19 protein-coding genes are annotated in these 19,932 nt (G+C 62.5%); 11 read left to right on the top strand and 8 right to left on the bottom strand.

Going from position 1 to position 19,932, the window contains the following annotated elements; genetic code table 11:
- Positions 1–247 precede the first annotated feature (247 nt).
- The 6 genes from guaB to NVV77_RS02970 all read left to right on the top strand — a co-directional run bounded on the left by guaB (position 248) and on the right by NVV77_RS02970 (position 4,865).
- Complete coding sequence (guaB, locus tag NVV77_RS02995; RefSeq protein ID WP_295410579.1) at positions 248–1,750, top strand: IMP dehydrogenase; 1,503 nt, start codon at positions 248–250, stop codon at positions 1,748–1,750.
- A gap of 71 nt (positions 1,751–1,821) precedes the next feature.
- Positions 1,822–2,040 (top strand): DUF2188 domain-containing protein, encoded by a 219-nt coding sequence (locus NVV77_RS02990; RefSeq protein ID WP_295410577.1) that lies wholly within the window; start codon positions 1,822–1,824, stop codon positions 2,038–2,040.
- A gap of 93 nt (positions 2,041–2,133) precedes the next feature.
- Positions 2,134–2,568 (top strand): MAPEG family protein, encoded by a 435-nt coding sequence (locus NVV77_RS02985; protein ID WP_295410575.1) that lies wholly within the window; start codon positions 2,134–2,136, stop codon positions 2,566–2,568.
- Positions 2,569–2,571: 3 nt separating this feature from the next.
- Entirely contained in the window at positions 2,572–2,937 is a 366-nt protein-coding gene (locus NVV77_RS02980) for a VOC family protein (RefSeq protein ID WP_295410573.1), read from the top strand.
- Positions 2,938–2,941: 4 nt separating this feature from the next.
- A complete protein-coding gene (locus NVV77_RS02975; RefSeq protein WP_295410571.1) occupies positions 2,942–4,228 on the top strand; it encodes an RsmB/NOP family class I SAM-dependent RNA methyltransferase in 1,287 nt (428 codons plus the stop codon).
- Positions 4,229–4,382: 154 nt separating this feature from the next.
- A complete protein-coding gene (locus tag NVV77_RS02970; RefSeq protein WP_295410569.1) occupies positions 4,383–4,865 on the top strand; it encodes a TspO/MBR family protein in 483 nt (160 codons plus the stop codon).
- Here the strand turns inward: NVV77_RS02970 and NVV77_RS02965 are convergent.
- Entirely contained in the window at positions 4,858–6,081 is a 1,224-nt protein-coding gene (locus NVV77_RS02965) for an acyltransferase (RefSeq protein ID WP_295410567.1), read from the bottom strand. The genes NVV77_RS02970 and NVV77_RS02965 overlap by 8 nt on opposite strands.
- A gap of 150 nt (positions 6,082–6,231) precedes the next feature.
- Between NVV77_RS02965 and guaA the strand changes: the two genes are divergently transcribed.
- Positions 6,232–7,803: a glutamine-hydrolyzing GMP synthase gene (gene guaA / locus NVV77_RS02960; RefSeq protein WP_295410564.1), complete on the top strand. Its 1,572-nt coding sequence runs from the start codon at positions 6,232–6,234 to the stop codon at positions 7,801–7,803.
- Between the two features lie 118 nt (positions 7,804–7,921).
- Positions 7,922–8,527: a 2'-5' RNA ligase family protein gene (locus NVV77_RS21860; RefSeq protein WP_367178579.1), complete on the top strand. Its 606-nt coding sequence runs from the start codon at positions 7,922–7,924 to the stop codon at positions 8,525–8,527.
- Here NVV77_RS21860 and NVV77_RS02950 read toward each other — a convergent pair whose 3' ends face one another.
- Positions 8,528–9,685 (bottom strand): acyltransferase, encoded by a 1,158-nt coding sequence (locus NVV77_RS02950; protein ID WP_295410561.1) that lies wholly within the window; start codon positions 9,683–9,685, stop codon positions 8,528–8,530. It abuts the gene before it with no gap.
- 161 nt (positions 9,686–9,846) lie between these two features.
- Here NVV77_RS02950 and NVV77_RS02945 point away from each other — a divergent pair, with 161 nt between their 5' ends.
- The 3 genes from NVV77_RS02945 (at position 9,847) to NVV77_RS02935 (ending at position 13,587) form a co-directional block, all read left to right on the top strand.
- Positions 9,847–10,599 carry a tetratricopeptide repeat protein gene (locus tag NVV77_RS02945; RefSeq protein WP_295410559.1) on the top strand — a complete coding sequence of 251 codons (753 nt, stop codon included), beginning with the start codon at positions 9,847–9,849 and terminating at the stop codon, positions 10,597–10,599.
- Positions 10,600–10,626: 27 nt separating this feature from the next.
- Positions 10,627–12,081 (top strand): ribosome biogenesis GTPase Der, encoded by a 1,455-nt coding sequence (der, locus tag NVV77_RS02940; RefSeq protein WP_295410557.1) that lies wholly within the window; start codon positions 10,627–10,629, stop codon positions 12,079–12,081.
- Positions 12,082–12,309: 228 nt separating this feature from the next.
- Complete coding sequence (locus NVV77_RS02935; protein WP_295410604.1) at positions 12,310–13,587, top strand: hemolysin family protein; 1,278 nt, start codon at positions 12,310–12,312, stop codon at positions 13,585–13,587.
- Positions 13,588–13,647: 60 nt separating this feature from the next.
- Here the strand turns inward: NVV77_RS02935 and NVV77_RS02930 are convergent, their stop codons facing one another.
- The 6 genes from NVV77_RS02930 to alr form a co-directional block, all read right to left on the bottom strand.
- Complete coding sequence (locus tag NVV77_RS02930; RefSeq protein WP_295410555.1) at positions 13,648–14,382, bottom strand: SDR family NAD(P)-dependent oxidoreductase; 735 nt, start codon at positions 14,380–14,382, stop codon at positions 13,648–13,650.
- Positions 14,382–15,872, bottom strand: a complete 1,491-nt coding sequence (gene purF, locus NVV77_RS02925; RefSeq protein ID WP_295410553.1) for an amidophosphoribosyltransferase — start codon at positions 15,870–15,872, stop codon at positions 14,382–14,384. The genes NVV77_RS02930 and purF overlap by 1 nt, the downstream gene beginning before the upstream one ends.
- Before the next feature lie 156 nt (positions 15,873–16,028).
- Complete coding sequence (locus NVV77_RS02920) at positions 16,029–16,661, bottom strand: CvpA family protein (protein WP_295410552.1); 633 nt, start codon at positions 16,659–16,661, stop codon at positions 16,029–16,031.
- Between the two features lie 115 nt (positions 16,662–16,776).
- The gene (radA, locus tag NVV77_RS02915) at positions 16,777–18,177 is read right to left on the bottom strand and encodes a DNA repair protein RadA (protein ID WP_295410550.1); all 1,401 of its coding nucleotides are present in this window, start codon (positions 18,175–18,177) and stop codon (positions 16,777–16,779) included.
- Positions 18,177–18,731 (bottom strand): DUF1697 domain-containing protein, encoded by a 555-nt coding sequence (locus NVV77_RS02910; protein WP_295410548.1) that lies wholly within the window; start codon positions 18,729–18,731, stop codon positions 18,177–18,179. The genes radA and NVV77_RS02910 overlap by 1 nt, the downstream gene beginning before the upstream one ends.
- 72 nt (positions 18,732–18,803) lie before the next feature.
- A complete protein-coding gene (gene alr / locus NVV77_RS02905; protein ID WP_295410546.1) occupies positions 18,804–19,931 on the bottom strand; it encodes an alanine racemase in 1,128 nt (375 codons plus the stop codon).
- Position 19,932 lies beyond the last annotated feature (1 nt).

The raw sequence follows: 19,932 nt of genomic DNA, 5'->3' as shown, positions 1-19,932 counted from the left end.
GCGCCGGACAGGTTTGCGCCTGCTCCGAAGTGGCATCCGCAAGGAGTCAGTGCGCCAAACCTTTTTCTGATAGCACCGCCGGGCTCGTTGAGCTAGGGGGCTCGGCGCATTGCTGCCCCCGGTATCGCCCCTATGCAAGCCGGGGCGCCGATGCTATTGACCCTCGCCAACCTGAACCCGCGAGTACACCCGCAGGTTCATATTCCAATAGATCTGACAATGTTCAGAAGGCAGGAAGGGTCTGGCCTTGGCGAAGATTATTACCACGATTACCGGCGATGCGGCTCTGACGTTCGACGACGTGCTGCTCCAGCCCGCGCGCTCCGATGTCCTGCCCACTGAAACCGACATTTCGACCTATGTCACCAAGGACATAGCGCTCAACCTGCCGATCATTTCCTCGGCCATGGACACGGTCACAGAAGCCAATATGGCCATAGCCATGGCCCAGGCCGGCGGCCTCGGCGTCATTCACAAGAACCTCACCGCCACCGAGCAGGCCGAGCAGGTCCGCATGGTCAAAAGCTTTGAGAGCGGCATGGTGGTCAACCCCATCACCATCGGCCCCGACGCCACCCTCGCCGATGCACTCGCGCTCATGCAGAAGAGCCGCATTTCCGGCATTCCGGTCGTGCAGAATGGCGGTGCTGGCGGCCGTGCCATCGGCAAGCTCGTCGGCATTCTCACCAATCGCGACGTGCGTTTCGCTTCCAATCCGGCCCAGCCGATTTCTGAGCTGATGACGCATCAGAACCTGATCACGGTTCGCGAGGGCGTCTCCAAGGAAGAGGCAAAAATCCTCCTCCACCGTCACCGCATCGAAAAGCTGCTGGTGGTCGACGAGGACTATCGCTGCATCGGCCTGATCACCGTCAAGGACATCGAAAAGGCCCAGCTCCACCCCAACGCCGTCAAGGACGCACAGGGTCGCCTCCGCGTCGCCGCTGCCTCCACCGTCGGTGATGGCGGCTTCGAGCGCTCGTTGGCCCTCATCGATGCCGGCGTCGACCTCCTCGTCATCGACACCGCCCATGGCCACTCCGTCCGCGTCGCCGAGGCCGTCGAGCGGGTCAAGCGCGAGAGCAATTCCACCCGCATCGTTGCCGGCAATGTCGCGACCGCGGAAGCCACCAAGGCGCTGATCGACGCCGGCGCCGATGCCGTCAAGGTCGGCATTGGCCCGGGCTCGATCTGCACCACGCGCATCGTCGCCGGTGTCGGCGTGCCCCAGCTTGCAGCCGTCATGTCCTGCGCCGAAGAAGGCCACAAGGCCGGCGTCCCGGTCATCGCCGATGGCGGCATCAAGTTCTCGGGCGATATGGCGAAAGCCCTCGCCGGCGGCGCGTCCTGCGTCATGGTCGGCTCGCTCTTGGCCGGTACCGATGAAAGCCCCGGCGAAGTCTACCTCTACCAGGGCCGCTCCTATAAGTCCTATCGCGGCATGGGCTCGGTCGGCGCCATGGGCGCTGGTTCGGCCGATCGCTACTTCCAGCAGGATGTGCGCGACCAGATGAAGCTGGTGCCCGAAGGCATCGAAGGCCAGGTGCCCTATAAGGGTGCTGCCGGTGCTGTGCTCCATCAGCTCGCCGGCGGCCTCCGCGCCTCCATGGGCTATACCGGCGCCCATACGCTGAAAGAGTTCCGCGAGAACGCCACCTTCGTGAAAATCTCGGGCGCCGCGCTCAATGAAAGCCACGTCCACGACGTGACGATCACCCGCGAAGCTCCGAACTATCGCAGCGGCCGCTAGAACGCATTGACGGCGCGGGCAGATGCAACGCGCCGTCACCCTCCTTCGTTGTCAGAAAACGGAGGAGCCCCATGAGCGAAAGTCATTTCATCGTCTATCTGCGTGATGGCTGCTGGCAGCATACCAATCGCGGCAGCGTTTCAGCCCCGTTCAAAACCCGCGAAGCCGCCATCGAGTCGGCCATCGACGATGCCCGAAACTCCAGCGATCAAAACGCCGAGGTCATCGTGCAGGAGCCCGAAACCACGGCCGAAACGGTTTGGCGCTCCGCGGACGATACCGTCGACTAGCGCATCAGGCTTCTTGATGTGACAGTTTTGCTGCCGCGGAAAATCCTTTCCGCCGTAACCGCTTAGTTCCAGAAATCGACTCTCCGGCGGAGAATGAACGCAGTGCCCTTCGTCGAGAAATTGCTGATGCTCGCCATGGCGGCTCAGGTCGTGCTGACTTTGGGTCTGCTTTTCTGGCTTGGCAGCGAACGCGTACCGCGCGTCATGCGCGGCGAAATCTCGATGGCCGACATAGCCGTTGAGCGCACCGCCTATCCGCTCAAGGCCCGTCTCCTTTCCAATAGCCTCGACAATCAGTTCCAGCTCCCCGTGCTCTTCTTTGTCGGCGCGCTGCTGACCCTGCACCTTGGCGCTGTGGGCTGGGTGGAAACTATCCTGGCCTTGGTCTTTGTGGCGCTGCGCTACGTCCACGCCGCCATTCACGTCACCACCAACAATGTCGGGCAGCGCTTCGTCGCCTATACGCTTGGCCTTGCTGTCCTGTGCCTCTTCTGGCTATGGCTCATCGGACGCATCTTGATGAGCTGAGCCATGCCGCTGATCTCCCGCATCGACACCATTTTCGTTCCGGCCGTAGACACCGTCTCGGCCGCGGCATGGTATGAGCGCATGTTCGGCATGGCCGAGATCTTCCGCTCGGCCGGCCATATCGGCCTGCGCATCGCGGGCGAGGGGCCGCGTTCGAGCGCGCTCACGCTCATTCCTGTCGAGCAGATGCCGGAGCAGCACTATGTTGCTTTCAACTTCTTCGCGCCTGACATAGAAGCGCTGCACGACGCGCTGACCGAAGACGGTCGCGAGGTCACCCCCATCAACCAGAATGGCGCCATGAGCTGGTTCGACTTTGTCGATATCGCCGGCAATCGCGTCAATATCTGCTCTTTCCCCGAGGCCTGAACCCATGCGCCTTCCCGGCCGTATCGCCGCCGCCATTGAAGTTCTTTCCGATGTCGAAAATCGCAAGCGGCCGGTTTCCGAAGCGCTGAAGGCCTGGGGTCTCAACAATCGCTTTGCCGGTGCCGGGGACCGTGCCGCCATCGGCAATCTCGTCTACGACGCGCTACGCCGCCGCTCGTCCTATGCCTTTGCCATGGGCGCCGACACGCCCCGCGCCCTGGTCCTCGCCGCCGTGCTGCGCGACTGGAACGAAGCACCGGAAGCCCTCAACGCCACCTTCGCCGAAGACAGCCACGCCCCCGAAACCCTGAACGCCGAAGAGATCGCCGGCGCCACAGCCAGCCTCGACAGCGCGGACGAAGCCACCCAGGCCGACATGCCCGAATGGCTGCTTCCATCGCTAAAGCGCGCTTTTGGCGATAACCTCGCCCCCGAAGGCCAGGCCATGGCCGGCCGCCCCTCGCTGGACCTGCGCGTCAATGCCCTCAAGGCGACGCCCGAAAAGGTGGCCAAATCGCTGTCCCGCTTCTCCCCCGAGCCGACCGCGTACGCCCTCATGGGTTTCACCATGCCCGCCGGCCCGCGCGACGCGCGCACGCCCAATGTCACGACGGACGAAGGCTATCAAAAGGGCTGGTTCGAAGTGCAGGACCAGGGCAGCCAGATGGTCGCTGCCCTTGCCGGCGCCCAGCCCGGCGAACAGGTGCTCGATCTCTGCGCCGGGGCAGGGGGCAAGACCCTCGCGCTCGCCTCGGCCATGGGCAACAAGGGCCAGATTTTCGCCTATGACAGCGACCGCAATCGCCTTGCGCCGATCTACGATCGCCTGAAGCGCAACGGCGTGCGCAACGCCCAGGTTCGCGCCCCCCAGCCCGGCGCTCTCGACGATCTCGTGGGCAAGATGGACCGCGTGGTCGTCGACGCGCCCTGCACCGGCACCGGCACCTGGCGCCGCCGCCCCGACACCAAGTGGAAGCTGACCCCGGAACTCCTCGCTCAACGCCAGGCAGACCAGTCCGCCATTCTTGAAGAAGCCCTGCGTTACCTGAAACCCGGCGGCACACTGGTCTACATCACCTGCTCGATCCTGCCCGAAGAAAACGACGACCAGGTTGCTTCCCTGCTGGCCGCGCATCCGGACCTGTCGAGCGTGGATATTGGCAAAGCCTGGCGCAGCACATTGGTCACCGACATGCCCGCCGGTTTGGCAACTGCCGGCGGCGGTATCCTTCTCACGCCGCATCGTACGGGGACGGATGGTTTCTACTGCCACCTGATCCGCAAGGCGTAGCACCCAATCCACGGTGTCATTCCCGCGAAAGCGGGAATCCCTGTTTCCGCGCCACGAGATTCCCGCTTTCGCGGGAATGACGCGGTGGTCGAGTGAACCACGGCGCCTCGCCCTTCGTTCAAGGAACAGTCGTTCAAGAACAAAGGGCCCAAAAATGTCCGCAGCCACCACCGACTACCAGACACCCCGCTCATGGCTGGTCCTCGCGACCTTCCTTCTCGTCGTCATCGGCGTCGGTGCCCTTATCGGCACCCAGTCTGTCCCCGGCGCCTGGTACGAGGCCCTCAACAAGCCGTCCTTCAACCCACCCAACTGGATTTTTGGACCGGTCTGGTTCGCCCTTTACGTGCTGATCGCCATTGCCGGCTGGCGCAGTTTCATCGACAATCCTGCCAGCACGTCGTCAAAGCTCTGGTACGGCCAGATGGCGCTCAACTGGGCCTGGTCGCCGGTGTGGTTCATCGGCCAGATGATCTGGCCGGCCTTTGCCATCATCGTCGTGATGTGGCTCGCCATCCTCGGTTTCATTCTCGTCAACTGGAACCGCGACCGCCTCGCTGCCTCGCTTTTCCTGCCCTACCTGGCCTGGGTCAGCTTCGCGAGCTTGCTCAATCTGTCGATTGGCATCCTCAACTGACCGCCTTGGCACCGGCAGGTTCGTCCTCGCGCCTGCCGGCCCGCTCGAACTTTCGCGCCCAGCGCACCACGGGCTGTTCGAGCAGATAAAAGCTCAGCGTCGCCACGACCGCGGTGATCACCAACACCGCGGTGCTCGTCTGCAGCCATGTCGCCCAGCCATTGGGGCCCGAGGTGCGGAATGAGCCGCGCACCAGCTTTTCGAGCAGCCACATAATCACGAAGTGCCAGACATAAATGCCGAACGAGATGCGCGCGATAAAGCGCACCAGGCCATTGTCGAGCAGCCGCCCGACATAGATAGACGAGGGCAGGGTGGCGAGCGCAATCCCGACCGCCAGCGGCATGACGGGGAAGGCATAAGGAATGCCAAGCCAGCCAAAGCCTTCCGTCAGCCCGCCGATATTGAGCGCCATGATCAGCGCGGTCGCCAGGACGGCAAGTCCGCCAATGATATCCATGCCGATCCCGCGCCGGCTCTGAATGAGAACCTGAACCCCGGCTGCCAGCGAGCCGACGGCGAAAATGGCAAAGAACCCGATGGGATTGAACCGCGGCATCCATGCCTTGGCACCGCCGACCAGCCCATGGTTCCAGCCGCGCTCGACCTCGTCGATAGGCGCATACTGCACCACGAGAACATGCACGATAAGCGCCACGCCGATCACCCCGAGCCAGGCCAGTCGCGCCGGCCAGCTTCGGGCCTTGAGCGCAAACACGGCCGCCATACCCAGCGGCAGCAGCATATAGGCCGTCACCTCAAAGCCGATCGACCACAGCGGCCCATTATTATCGACCGGAAACAGCGTCACCCAATGCCAGTCGCTGACGAGGAACAGGCCGGCCACAAACCGGATGATCCGCTCGCCATCGAGCACCTTGCCGCCCAGCCACAGGTCGAGCAACAGGCTGACCACCAGCGCCAACCAAAACCCCGGCACGATCCGAGCCAGGCGCCGCAGCGTAAAAGTCCGAAGCGACGGCATCGGCTTGCCCGCATCGAGCGCCAGCCAGAACGGCCGTGCCAGCAGAAAACCGCTGAGCACGAAAAACACCGTCACGCCAAAGCTGCCATAGACGAGGAACCGCACCACCGGCTCGGCGGCATCAGGCACGGCATTCATGTCCATGCGAAAGGCAAGGTGATGCAGCAGCACGCCAAGGCACGCCGTGGCCCGCAAAAAGTCTGCACCCAGCAATCGGTTGTCATTGGTCATCAAGCACGTTCCAGATCGGGTCTCCTCGCCCTAACGCCTCATCGCGCCGGTCGATCCCGCGGAGCGAGCTTGTGCCGCGTGCTGCAGCGTCAGTCCAGCCTTGCAGCGCGGGTGCTTGCGGAATCTTTTGCTCTGCTCTAAAGCCTCGCCATGACGCAAGCAGACACCGCCCCCGCCCAAGACACCATCCTCATTGTCGACTTCGGCTCGCAGGTCACGCAGCTCATTGCGCGACGCATTCGCGAAACCGGCGTCTACTGCGAAATCCATCCCTTCCAGTCCGCGGCCGCAGCCGTTGCGGCCCTGAACCCCAAGGGGATCGTTCTCTCGGGCGGTCCCGCCTCGACGCTCGATGAGAACGCGCCGACCATCGATCCGGCGGTCTTTGCAGCCAATGTCCCGATCCTCGGCATCTGCTACGGCCAGCAGGCCCTCTGCATGTCGCTCGGCGGTAAGGTCGAGGCCGGCCATCACCGCGAATTCGGCCGCGCCGATGTCCACGTCGAAAAGCCGAGCGCTCTTTACGATGGCGTCTGGACCACCGGCTCCGACCACCAGGTCTGGATGAGCCATGGCGACCGCGTCGTCTCGATCCCCGAAGGTTTTGAAGTCGTCGGCACCTCGCCCAACGCGCCCTTCGCCATGATCGCCAACGAAGCCCGCCGCATCTGGGCCGTGCAGTTCCACCCGGAAGTCGTGCACACGCCAGATGGCGCCAAGCTCTACGCCAATTTCGTGCACCAGATCTGCGGCATCCAGTCCAACTGGACCATGTCCGCCTATCGCCAGAAGATGATCGAAAAGATCCGCGCCCAGGTTGGCAGCGGCAAGGTCATCTGCGGCCTTTCCGGTGGCGTCGACTCCTCGGTTGCGGCCGTCTTGATCCACGAAGCCATCGGCGACCAGCTCACCTGCATCTATGTCGATCACGGCCTGATGCGCCTCAATGAGAGCGAACAGGTCGTCACCATGTTCCGCGACCAGTTCAATATCCCGCTGGTCCATGTTGATGCCTCCAAGCAGTTCCTCGGCGAACTCGAAGGTCAGTCGGACCCCGAAACCAAGCGCAAGATCATCGGCCGTCTCTTCATCGAAGTTTTCGAGGAAGAAGCCAAGAAGCTCGGCGGCGCGCAGTTCCTTGCCCAGGGCACACTCTATCCCGACGTCATCGAATCCGTCTCGTTTACCGGCGGCCCCTCGGTCACCATCAAGAGCCACCACAATGTCGGCGGCCTCCCCGAGCGCATGAACATGCAGCTCGTCGAGCCCCTGCGTGAACTGTTCAAGGACGAAGTCCGCGTTCTCGGCCGAGAACTCGGCATCCCGGATAGCTTCATCGGCCGCCACCCCTTCCCGGGTCCGGGCCTTGCCATCCGTTGCCCCGGCGGCATCACGCCCGAGAAGCTCGACATTCTGCGTCAGGCCGATGCGATCTATCTCGATGAAATCCGCAAGTCCGGCCAATACGACAAGATCTGGCAGGCCTTTGCCGTGCTCTTGCCGGTCCAGACCGTCGGCGTCATGGGCGATGGCCGCACCTACGAATTCGTCTGCGCCCTCCGCGCCGTGACCTCGGTCGATGGCATGACTGCCGATTTCTACCAGTTCGACATGAACTTCCTCGGCAAGACCGCCACCCGCATCATCAACGAAGTCCGCGGCATCAACCGCGTGGTCTACGACGTGACGTCCAAGCCGCCCGGCACGATCGAGTGGGAGTGAGGCTCTAAGGAGCCTCGCTTATCCACCGGCCACCTACCGATCCTAAATCTCATTGACTCGCGCCACATCATGGCGCTAGTTTTGAAGGAGAACAAAAAGGGAACAATTGAGGTGTGCCATGGAGTGGGAAGGGGAATTTGAGCCGGACCTGTTCGGTAATGCAAAGCCGACATTGCTCTCGGGGTTCTCTCAACACCGATCCTATTTTGGACTCGTTCCACCTCCGCGAGTGGCTCAGGAATTGGAGAGGGACGCACGGACTTGGGCGCGCGAAGCTCGGGCGACGCGCGCTACCCCTGCGAGCCAGTTTCATGTGTCGCTGAACGGAATTTCCGAGGGCGAACCCATGGCACCGGAGCTGTTGGAGGACGCTCTCGAGATCGGTGCCGCAATTCGCCGAGCTCGTTTCGAGATCATTTTCGATGTGTTGCAGACCTGGGATAAAAACAAGCGACGAAACTTTCCGACGGTGCTCTGTTGCTCCTCTTCGTCGCGCGGCGCCTTAGAACTCTATGAAGTGCTGCGGCGCGAAATGCGTCGCTACGGCATCAAGTCGCCATCCTCGTTCAATCCGCATATCACCCTGTTCTATAGCGATGGACGGGTACGAACGCGGAGTGTCGCAAGGCCCGTTCGGCTCTGGGTCGACGCCTTCTGGCTGATCCATAGCGTCGTCGGCACGGGCCGCCTTGAGCATCTGGCCCGCTGGCCGCTAGGCTTCTAGCTATTCCGCCGCTTGCGGCGACATCGGTGCCGATCGCAGGGGTGCCAGCCAGCTGACGCGCTGGCCTATCCAGTCCAGCAGTACCAGCGACACGCGCTCCACCGGCTTGCGGAACCGCCATTCGAAGAGCGCAGCGAAGGCGATCGCCAGCAGGAAGGTCGCAATCACCGTGACCAACAAGGCCACATGCGCCGGCATGTAGAGATCGAGTAGTGTCAGCATGCTGATCCCCACGTTCTCGTGGATCAGATACCAGGAAAAGCTCAGGAGCCCAACCTGGGCCACACCCAGCGAGACGCCGGGGACGGTCGGAAAGGACTTGCCCTTTACGAAGCGTACGAAGAGTCCCACCAGCGCGAGATAGACCAGCGCTGAGACGGTCGCGGTTAGCCAACCATCATGCAGTTCGAACGAATAGGCCTCGATCCAGACCACCGCAGTTGAAACAACGACATTGGCAGCCAGCAGCCTGCCCGCGCCCGGTGTACCGGCTTCGAACTGCCGCCCTAGAATGCCCACGGCGAAAAAGCTGAGATAGGGCGCAATGGCGAGGAATTTCAGCATGGATTGCGGCGTGATCGGCCCGCTGCCGAAGTTGGAAAACAACGTCGAAACCGCCCAGATCGGTGCCATGATCAGCGCGAGCCAGGCGAAGACCTGCGTAAACCGCGTCCGATCGTGAAAGACGCCGGCGAGCAGGGCGACGAGAAGATAGAATTTCACCTCGACGGCAATCGACCAGAATGAGCCATCGACCCATTCCCCGATTTCGCCGACGAAAAAGAGGTTCATCACCACATCGAGCAGGTTGGGCGGGATGACATGGAATTTCGCCTCGGGCACCGACGGGATATAGGCGACAAGTCCGAAGACGAAGAGGAGCAGCACCGCAGCGACAAAGGCCGGGTAGATCCGCGAAATGCGCCGGGCGAGAAAAACGCCGACCGTCGCCGAGCGCTCCAGCGTCATGAAGATGCAGTAGCCCGAGATGATGAAAAAGAAATAGACCCCGACCCAGCCGAAGAAAACCGGCCAGGGCGCGCCCTCGGTGATATTGAGCGCATAGGCGGGCAGGCGGGCGGTAAAATGGAACAGCACGACGAGCAGGATGGCGATCCCGCGAAACATGTCGATGGTCTGGTCGCGCCTGGCACTCATTTGAGGGTCTCTGCCACGGCCGCAATTTAGCCCGTCTGCGGCACATACAGACATTAATGCCATGGCAGCGGTTAATAACCTTGGTTTTGCGCCGTGCAATTTGCATTCCGGGGGCAGCGTGATAAACGTGCCCCGGATTTGCTTGAGACCCAGAGACCGCCATGGCCGAGGACAATATTTTCCGTGAAGTTGACGAGGAGCTCCGCTCCGATCGCATGCGGGCGCTTTGGCGCCGTATTGCGCCTTTCGTCATCGGTGCGGCCGTGGCCATTGTGGCCGTCGTCGCGGTCAACGAAGGCTGGTCCTGGTACACCAGCAGCCAGTCGGCCCGTTCGTCCGAGGAGCTCTATGCAGCCCTCGCCAGCGCGGACAAGGACGACCTCGCGGCCGCCCAGGCCGAGCTCGATGCGCTCGCCGCCAATGGTTCGGGCGGCTATCCGGTGCTTGCCGAATTCGCCAAGGCCTCGTTGCTCGCCAAGTCGGGTGACACCGCCGGTGCGGTCGCAGCCTATGACGCGCTCGCCAATGCCCAGTCCAACGTACGCCTGCGCGAACTGGCCCTGCTGCAGGCGGCAACGCTCCTCGTCGATACGGGCACCCTGGCCGATGTCGAAGCCCGCATCGCCACCATCGCCACCGATGACAATCCGATGCGCCGCGTTGCCCGCGAACTTATCGGTCTCGCCCAGTTCAAGGCTGGCGATGCCACGGCCGCGAAGGCTACCTTCGAAGCCGTGCTCAACGATCCGCTGGCCCAGGAAGGCATCCGCAATCGCGTTGCCTATTACATCGCCCAGATGACCTCGGCCGGGCTCATCGCCGAAGAGACCACCTCTGACGCCGAAGTCGCCGCCGACGCCATCGAGACCATCGTTGATGGCGACGAGGCTGCGCCCGCGCCTGCGGCTCAGTAAGAAATACAAACCAGCTAGGGAGCGACCATGACGGTCACAGTAGCCATTGTCGGTCGCCCCAATGTCGGCAAGTCGACCCTTTTCAACCGCCTCGTCGGCCGCAAGATTGCGCTCGTCGACGATACGCCTGGCGTGACCCGCGACCGTCGCGAGGCCGAGGGTCATATCGCCGACCTCACCTTCCGTATTCTCGATACTGCCGGCTATGAGGACGTCAAGGACGGCTCCCTCGAAGACCGCATGCGCCAGCAGACCGAAATGGCGATCCGCGAAGCCGATGTCATCCTGTTCATGATCGACGCCCGCGCCGGCGTCGTGCCGCTCGACCAGCGCTTTGCGCAGGTTCTGCGCAAGGCCGGCAAGGACGTCCACCTCGTCGGCAACAAGGCCGAAAGCAAATCGGCCGAGCATGGCCTCGTGGAAGCCTTCAAGCTCGGCTTCGGCGAACCCATCGCGTTGTCGGCCGAACACGGTCTCGGTCTTTCCGAGCTCTATTCCATCGTCTCCGCCGCAATCGATGTGGCCGAAGAGAAGAAGGCGGCCGAGGCCGCCTCCGGCGCAAAAGCTTCAGGCGATCTCGATGAACTGCCCGAAGTCGACGTCGATATCACGCCCGACATGCTCGAAGGCGAGGGCGACGAGGCGACGCTGCGTTGGAACCCGCGCCGCTATCTCAACGTGGCCATCGTCGGCCGTCCCAATGCCGGCAAGTCGACGCTGGTCAATCGCATGGTCGGCGAAGACCGCGTGCTCGTCGGCCCCGAAGCGGGCATCACCCGTGATTCCATTCTCGTTCCATGGGAATGGGAGGGCCGCGTCATCAATCTCGTCGATACCGCCGGCATCCGCCGCCGCTCGCGCGTTAACGAAAAGCTCGAAAAGCTGGCCGTTGGCGATAGCCTGCGCTCGATCCAGTATGCCGAAGTCGTCGTGCTGCTGCTCGATGCCACCATTCCGTTCGAAAAGCAGGATCTGGCCCTGGCCGATCTCGTCGAGCGCGAAGGCCGCGCCATGGTCATCGCTCTCAACAAGTGGGACCTGATCGAAGACAAGAACGCCAAGCTCGCCGAACTGCGCGAAGAGTGCGAACGCCTTTTGCCGCAGCTGCGCGGCATTCCGCTGGTCACCCTGTCGGGCCTCACCGGTCGCAATATAGACAAGCTGATGCAGGCGATCTTCGAGATCGAGCGCACCTGGAATTCCCACGTGTCGACGTCGCGCCTCAATCGCTGGCTCGCCGCCATGACCGAGAGCCATCCGCCTCCGGCTGTCTCCGGCCGCCGCCTCAAGATGCGCTACATGACACAGGCCAAGACCCGTCCGCCGAGCTTCATCGTCTTCGCTTCGCGCCCCGAAGTCGTGCCCATGTCCTATCAGCGCTACCTGATCAACGGGTTGCGCGAGAGCTTTGACATGCCCGGCACGCCGATCCGCCTCTGGCTGCGCGGCGGAAACAACCCTTACGCCGACAAGAAGAAATAAGGCGCACGTCGCTTCCAGGCTTCATGTCCATGAATTCGTCATTGCCCGGCTTGTCCGGGCAATTTCATTCAGTCGCGAATGACAAGGGGCTGGGGACAAATATCGTCCCCGCCAATTCAGCCCATTGGCCTATTCACATCGGCCGGCCTTGCCCTATAGTGCGCGCGTCGTAGCACCCCGCCATTGGTAGCGGCGTGTCAACTTTGCACTTTGTTGCTTACAGAAATCATCATCGTCGTCGTTCTGATTCTCGTGAACGGCGCCTTGGCAATGTCCGAACTGGCCGTTGTTTCGTCCCGCTCCGCTCGCCTCAAGGTCATGGCCGACCAAGGAAACAAAGGCGCAGCCACGGCCATGAGACTGGCCGATGACCCGGGCAAGTTTCTCTCCTCCGTACAGATCGGTATTACCCTTGTGGGTATCCTTTCGGGCGCCTTTTCCGGCGCCACGCTCGGCTCGCGCCTGAGCGTCTGGCTCGCCGAAGTTGGCGTGCCCGCCAATATCGCCGATGTGGGTGGCGTGGGCCTCGTCGTGGTCCTCATCACCTACGGCTCGCTCATCCTCGGCGAACTGGTGCCCAAGCAGATCGCCCTGCGCAATCCTGAAATGGTGGCCTCCTATGTGGCCCAGCCCATGGCCATCATCGCGCTGGTCGGCTCGCCCATCGTTTGGCTGCTCGACGTTTCGGGCAAGCTGGTGCTGCGCCTCCTCGGCCAGAGCGGCCAGAGCGAAGAGCAGGTGACGGAAGAAGAAGTCCGCACCATCATCGCCGAGGCTACCTCGGCGGGTGTCTTCGAAACCGAAGAACACTCGATGATCTCGGGTGTCATGCGCCTCGCCGACCGCTCGGCGCGCGGCCTCATGACCCCGCGCCTCGACGTGGTTTCCATCGATGTCGAGGACAGCTTTGAGGACAATCTCAAGATCATCCTCGGCACCTCGCACTCCCAGGTGCTGGTGCAGGAAGGCAATGCCGATTCCATCCTCGGCGTCCTGATCCTCGGCGATCTGCTGCCCGCCCTTGCCACCGGCCAGCAGCCGGACCTGCGAAAGCTGGTCAAGCCGCTCCCGGTCGTCATGGAACATGCCGATGCTCTCGACGTGGTGGAGGCCATCCGCCAGTCGACCGTGAAAATGGTGCTGGTCGTCGACGAGTACGGCCATTTCGAAGGCATCGTCACCTTTGGCGATGTGCTTGAAGTCATCACCGGCGTCTACAACGAGGAGCCGGGCGACGATCCGGCCATCGTGCAGCGCCAGGATGGCTCGTGGCTGGTCGCCGGCTGGATGCCGGTCGACGATTTCTCCGAGCGCTTTAAAATCTCTGTGCCCAAGGATGCACGCTACGAGACCGTGGCCGGCTATATCCTCTCCGTGCTCAACCGCCTGCCGGCTACCGGCGAGAGCTTTGAGCGCGATGGCTGGCATTTCGAGGTCGTGGACCTCGACGGTCGCCGCATCGACAAGGTGCTGGTCTCTCCGCTCCAGCCCAGCGAAGGCGCGTAACAACAAAAAAAGGCCCCGGAGCGATCCGGGGCCTTTTTCTTTATCGTTGAGGCTGGTGCCTCAGATATCCTCGAACGCATCCTTGGTAATGTCGTAGAGCCGACCATTCTCGGTCACGCTGGGGCTCAACAGATCAACCAGCTTCGGCGCAATGTCAGACGGCTGGGGCAGGGTCTGCGGGTCTTCGCCCGGCATGGCCTTGGCGCGCATCGCCGTACGCACGGCACCGGGATAGAAGACATTGGTCTTCACATTGGTGGTGTTCATCTCGCCGGCATAGGATTTGACCATCGCATCGAGCGCGGCCTTGCTGGCGGCATAAAGGCCCCAGAAAGGACGAGCCGAACGGGCCGAACTGGACGAAACGAAAACCGCACGCCCAGCCGCCGATTGGCGCAGCAGCAGGTCGAGCGAGCGCAGCAGCCGATAATTGGCCGTGACGTTGATCGCAAAAACCTTGTCGAACTCGTCGGGCTTCAAATGCGGCACCGGGCTCAGCGTACCGAGCAAGCCCGCATTGGCCACGAGGCCATCGAGATGTCCCCAGCGCTCGAAAATCGCCGCGCCCAGGCGGTCGATGGCATCGCCATCCCGCAGGTCGAAGGGCACCAGCGTCGAAGAGCCGCCTACTTCCTGAATGGCGTCGTCGAGTTCCTCAAGGCCGCCCACGGTACGCGCCACGGCGATCACATGGGCACCACGGCGTGCTGCCTCGACAGCCGCCGCATAGCCGATGCCACGCGACGCGCCGGTGACCAGCACGACCTTGCCGGTCAGTTCGGTATTGTCAGTCATTAACCCGCTTCCTTGAGCAGCGAAATCTGCTTGGGATCGTTGTTGGAGCGACCATTGAGGTCGGTGAGAAGGGTAGGGTAGTCGCCCGTGAAATAATGATCGGTGAACTGCGGCGCCGCATTGTTGCGCTTCTCGCCGCCCACGGCCTCATAGAGGCCATCGATGCTGAGGAAGGCCAACGAGTCCGCCCCGATGAACCGGCACATGGATTCAAGGTCGTGATACTGGTTGGCCAGCAGCTTGTCCGGATCGGGCGTGTCGATGCCGTAGTAATCCGAATGATAGATCATCGGGCTCGCGACGCGGATATGCACTTCCGTCGCCCCGGCATCGCGGATCATCTGCACGATTTTTACCGACGTTGTGCCGCGCACGATGGAATCGTCGATCAGCACCACGCGCTTGCCGGCAATCTCGGCCCGGTTGGCCGAATGCTTCAGGCGCACACCAAAGGCACGGATCTGCTGGGTCGGCTCAATGAAAGTGCGGCCCACATAGTGGTTGCGGATGATACCGAGCTCGAACGGAATGCCGCTCTGCTGCGCATAACCGATCGCTGCCGGCGTGCCGCCATCGGGAACCGGCACCACCACATCAGCCTCAACCGGCGCTTCCTTGGCAAGGTTCATGCCGGCATGCTTGCGCGCCTTGTAGACGCTGCGGCCCGAAACCATCGAGTCGGGGCGGGCAAAATAGACGTATTCGAAGAGGCACGGCCGTTCCGGCGTCTTCCGAGCCGGCTTGCGCTCTTCGATCGAGATCGAGCCGTCGGGCTGAATTTCGCAGATGATGACTTCGCCGTTTTCGACGTCGCGAATGTACTTCGCGCCAATGATATCGAGCGCACAGGTTTCCGAACAGAAGATCGGCTTGCCATCGAGCTCACCCATCACCAGCGGGCGGATACCCACCGGGTCGCGCGCCGCGATGAGTTTCGTGCGCGTCAGAGCCAGCATGGCATATCCGCCTTCCATCTGCCTGATGGCATCGATGAAACGGTCAGTGGTGGAAGAATGACGGGAACGGGCGATCAGGTGCAGAACCACTTCGGTATCGGATGTGGACTGGCAAATAGCACCAGTTGCAATGATCTGTTTGCGTAGCGTCAAACCATTGGTGAAATTGCCGTTGTGGGCAATGGCAATGCCGCCGGCTTCGAGCTCGGCGAAGAGCGGCTGCACATTGCGCAGCGCCACTTCGCCCGTGGTCGAGTAGCGCGTGTGGCCGATTGACATGGTGCCGGGCAATTTGGCGAGGAGGGCAGGGTCGGTATAGTGGTCGCCCACCAGGCCCATGCGCTTTTCCTGGTAGAACTGGCGCCCGTCGAAGCTGACGATCCCCGCTGCTTCCTGGCCGCGATGCTGCAGGGCGTGCAGGCCCAGCGCCGTCAGCGTCGAAGCATCGCTATGCCCCAAAATGCCAAACACGCCGCACTCTTCATGCAGCGTGTCGCCTTCAAGATCGAAATCGTCGTCGCTCGGGTGGGTCACCGAACTTCTCCATATCGTTCTGCTCGCCAATCGCCAAAGCGATCAGCGCCGGCCGAGCCGGTCTCTTGGTTCACGCCAATAGCGCATTTTGTGGCCGGCGACCAATGACAGAATTGGGCGTCAGGCTTGAGGCGGGCGCTTGGCGCCCGTCCCGGATCAGGTCTGCGTTTCGCCTTCGATCGGCGCTTCGGTCGGGTCGACGGTGCCATCGACGGTCGGGTCGACCGGCACGGTTTCCTGCGGCGTTGCGGGAACTTCGGGATCCGAAGTCAAGTCAGCACCGCCGCCCTGCAGAATGTCGTTGACTTGCTGCTCGAGCCCTTCGGGCAGCATGGAGATCAGGGTTTTGCCCATATTGTCGAGATAGGGCAGCGACTGCGAATTGCTCGCCCATTCCGGCAGGTTGGTGCCGAGCAGCCAGACGCCGAAAATGGTGATGACGATGGCGATCAGAATGCCGCGCAGCACGCCGAAGATGAAACCCAGCGTACGGTCGATCGGCCCGATGCGGCTATCCACCACGAAATCGGCGATGCGCATGGTGAGCAGGTGCAGCACAATCAGCGAAACGATGAAGCTGACGACAACGGTGGCAATATTGGCCACGATTTCCTCAGCGATATACTGCTGCGCGATATCAGGGTGGTAGAGGTACATGTAGATGGCGATCGCGGCCGAACCGGCCCAGGTCGCCAGTGAAAGGACCTCGCGTGTCAGGCCCCTGGCCGTAGCCAGAATTGCCGAGATCAACACCAGGACACCCACACCAACGTCAAACGCTGTCAGCATATGTCTTCGCTAGCTCCACTTGCCGTCGGCCTGTTGCCGCGACCATTAGCGACTTTGCGCGCCCCTGCCAAGGCCACGAGGGCCAGAGGACCACGAACTTTCAGAGATTCTTAACTTACCAGCCTTCCGGCTCGGCCACTGGCTTCTTGCCATTGGCCGCAATTCGCCCAACCATTTCCGACAATTGCGAAAACTCCGTGACCTCGAAGCCGTTGGTCTTATCCACGTTATTGACGCGCCCGGTCACCACCGACTGGAAGCCCAGCTTCTGCGCCTCACGCAGCCGCAGCCCGGCATGCGACACCGGCCGCACCCCGCCCGCCAGTGAGATTTCGCCGAAATAGACCGCCTCCTTGGGCAACGGCGATCCCGTCAGCGACGAAATCAGTGCCGCCGCCACGGCAAGGTCTGCCGCCGGCTCGTTGATCTTCAGCCCGCCCGCGACATTGAGATAGATGTCATTGGCACCGATCCTGACGCCACAGCGTGTCTCCAGCACGGCCAGCACCATGGAAAGCCGCTGGGAATCCCAGCCCACGACCGCGCGCCGCGGCGTGCCAAGCGGGGAGGGGGCCACCAGTGCCTGGATTTCAATGAGGATCGGCCGCGTCCCTTCCATGCCGGCAAACACCGCCGAACCCGCCGCGTCCTGGTCGCGCTGATCAAGGAACAGCGCCGAAGGATTCGCCACCTGCTCCAGCCCACGCTCGGTCATGGCAAAGACGCCGATTTCGTCGGTCGCCCCATAGCGGTTCTTCACGCCGCGCAGAATGCGGAACGTGTGGCTCGCATCGCCCTCGAAATAGAGCACTGCGTCGACCATGTGCTCCACCACACGCGGCCCCGCGATCTGCCCGTCTTTCGTGACGTGCCCCACCAGCACCACGGCCGCGCCTGACTTCTTCGCCAACCGCGTCAGCGCCTGCGCTGAAGTGCGCACCTGCGTCACCGTTCCCGGCGCGCTTTCCACCCGGTCGGTCCAAAGCGTCTGGATGGAATCGATGATGACGAGATCCGGCGGCGGTCCATTCTCCAAAGTGGCCAAAATAATCTCGACATTGGTCTCCGCCGCCAAGAGCACATCGGCCTCGCCGAGCCCCAGTCGCTGCGCGCGCAGCCGCACCTGCGCCACGGCCTCTTCACCCGACACATAGATGACGCGCTTGCCTCTGTTGGCCAGCGCCGCCGCCGATTGCAGCAGCAGCGTTGATTTGCCGATGCCGGGATCGCCACCCACCAATAGCGCCGAGCCCTTCACAAAGCCCCCGCCGGTCACGCGATCGAGTTCCGCGATACCCGTCACGACCCGCGCCGCGCTCTCCGTCTCCCCCGACAGTGGCAGCAGATTGGCCGGGCGACCGCCAGACTTCGCCGCCTTCGGCCCCGCGCCGATGCCGCTATCGACCAGTTCCTCGACAATGGTGTTCCATTCGCCGCAGGCGTCGCATCGCCCCTGCCAACGCGTGCTCACCGCGCCGCAGGATTGGCAGACGAAGTTGGATTTGTTCTTGGCCACTATGCGTTCTCTCGCGCTGCGCACCGGTCGGCGATGCGCCGCACGCTATTCCAGTTTCGGGCCGTGTTCGTCCCGCAATTCTTGTCGATCAGCCGGATGAGTTTTCCCGACTGCGCCACATCCTGGGTAAAATCGACGATCAGATGGTCATGCACAACATGCACCGTCTCTGGCCCGTCATGGCGCTTCAGCCAGTCGAAATCCGGCTTCTTGCTGGCAAAGAAATAGACCCCGGTCTGGTTCGGCCGTTCCGCCGCCGCCTCGGCAATCGGATCGGCCTTCATCAACTTTTGTAGCAGCGCCGGCTTGCGCACCACGGGCACAACATTGTCCCCCAGCCCAAAGCTGCGCAGCACGCCAACCGTTGTCGTCACGACCGCAGCCTCAGTCCCATCGAACCCGGCAATCATATTGCCGGTATTGACCAGCGTCTCCGGCGCCACGAAGCCAGCCGCCTCCGAAGCCTCGCGCCACTGCGCCATGGTCATGAGCTTGTGCGTCACCGGCCCGATGGCGCGCAGCAGGATCACATATGTGCTTGGTGTCGGCGCCAAATCCGGTCGATTCCTTGTTGGTGGGACGCTAGCAGCTTTGTCCCATCCGTTCAAGAACGAACAGAGAACAAACTATTCCGGCAGATAGCCATTGCCGACATAGTTGCGCGTGTACCGGCCCTTGAGCGCGGTGAGCAGCTCGTAGCCGATCGTGCCGGCGACATCGGCCTGTTCGTCAAGGCCGACATTGGGCCCAAAAATCTCGACGCCTTCGCCCGGCTTGGGCAGGTTGGGTCCGAGTTCGGTGATGTCGACAATGGACTGGTCCATGGAAATCTTGCCCACCACCGGGCAGAGCTTTCCGCGCACAAACACTTTTGCGCCCGGCCGCGCATTGCTCCCGGAGAGCGAGCGCAGGAAGCCATCGGCATAGCCGTGCCCGATCACCGCCAGGCGGCTGTCGCGCGAGAGGGAATGGGAGGCGCCATAGCCCACCGTCTCGCCGGTCCGTGCTTCGCGCACCTGCAGCACCGGCGCATGCAGCGTCACCACCGTCGCCATCGGGTTCTTGCGTCCGACAACGGCCCGACCGCCATAAAGCGCAATGCCCGGCCGCACCATCTGGAAGTGATAGTCGCGTCCGGTCATCAAGCCGGCCGAATTGGCGAGCGACGCGGGAATGCCCGGAAACTGGTTCAGCACCGAACCGAACAGCGCCAGCTGCGTGCGGTTCTTTTCGTGGCTCGGAATATCGGCGCAGGCGAGGTGGCTCATCACCATCTGCGGCGCATAGCTCAGCCGCGCAATGCGCTCGCGCACGGTGACAGCCTCATTGAGCCTGAAACCGAGCCGGTTCATGCCGGTGTCGAAATGGAAAGCGCTGGGATAGGCCTCGTTGCGCTCGACACATTTGTTGAGCCACTCCTCGAGCATGTCCATCGAGGAGATTACCGGCATCAGGTTCTGCCGGATGTAGAGATTGGCCGCGCCCGGATAAAGCCCGTTGAGCACGAAAATATGGGCGCTGGGCAGGGCCGTCCGCACGGCAATGCCTTCGTCGGGCGTCGCCACGAAGAAGAACCGCGCGCCGGCCGCATAAAGCGCCGTCGCCGCCATTTCGATGCCGGTGCCATAGGCGTCCGCCTTGACGACCGCAGCCGTCAGCGCGCCCTGGCTCACCTTGTCGAGGGCGTTCCAGTTTCGGGCGAGTGCCCCGAGATCGACAGTCAGTTGGCTCCCGAGGCCCGAGGTCAGCTTCATA

The organism is Devosia sp. (genome assembly GCF_024707125.1).
In the GTDB taxonomy this organism is placed as follows: domain Bacteria; phylum Pseudomonadota; class Alphaproteobacteria; order Rhizobiales; family Devosiaceae; genus Devosia.
Note: the sequence above shows the minus strand (reverse complement) of the source record. Positions and strands in the feature narration are given on the sequence as shown.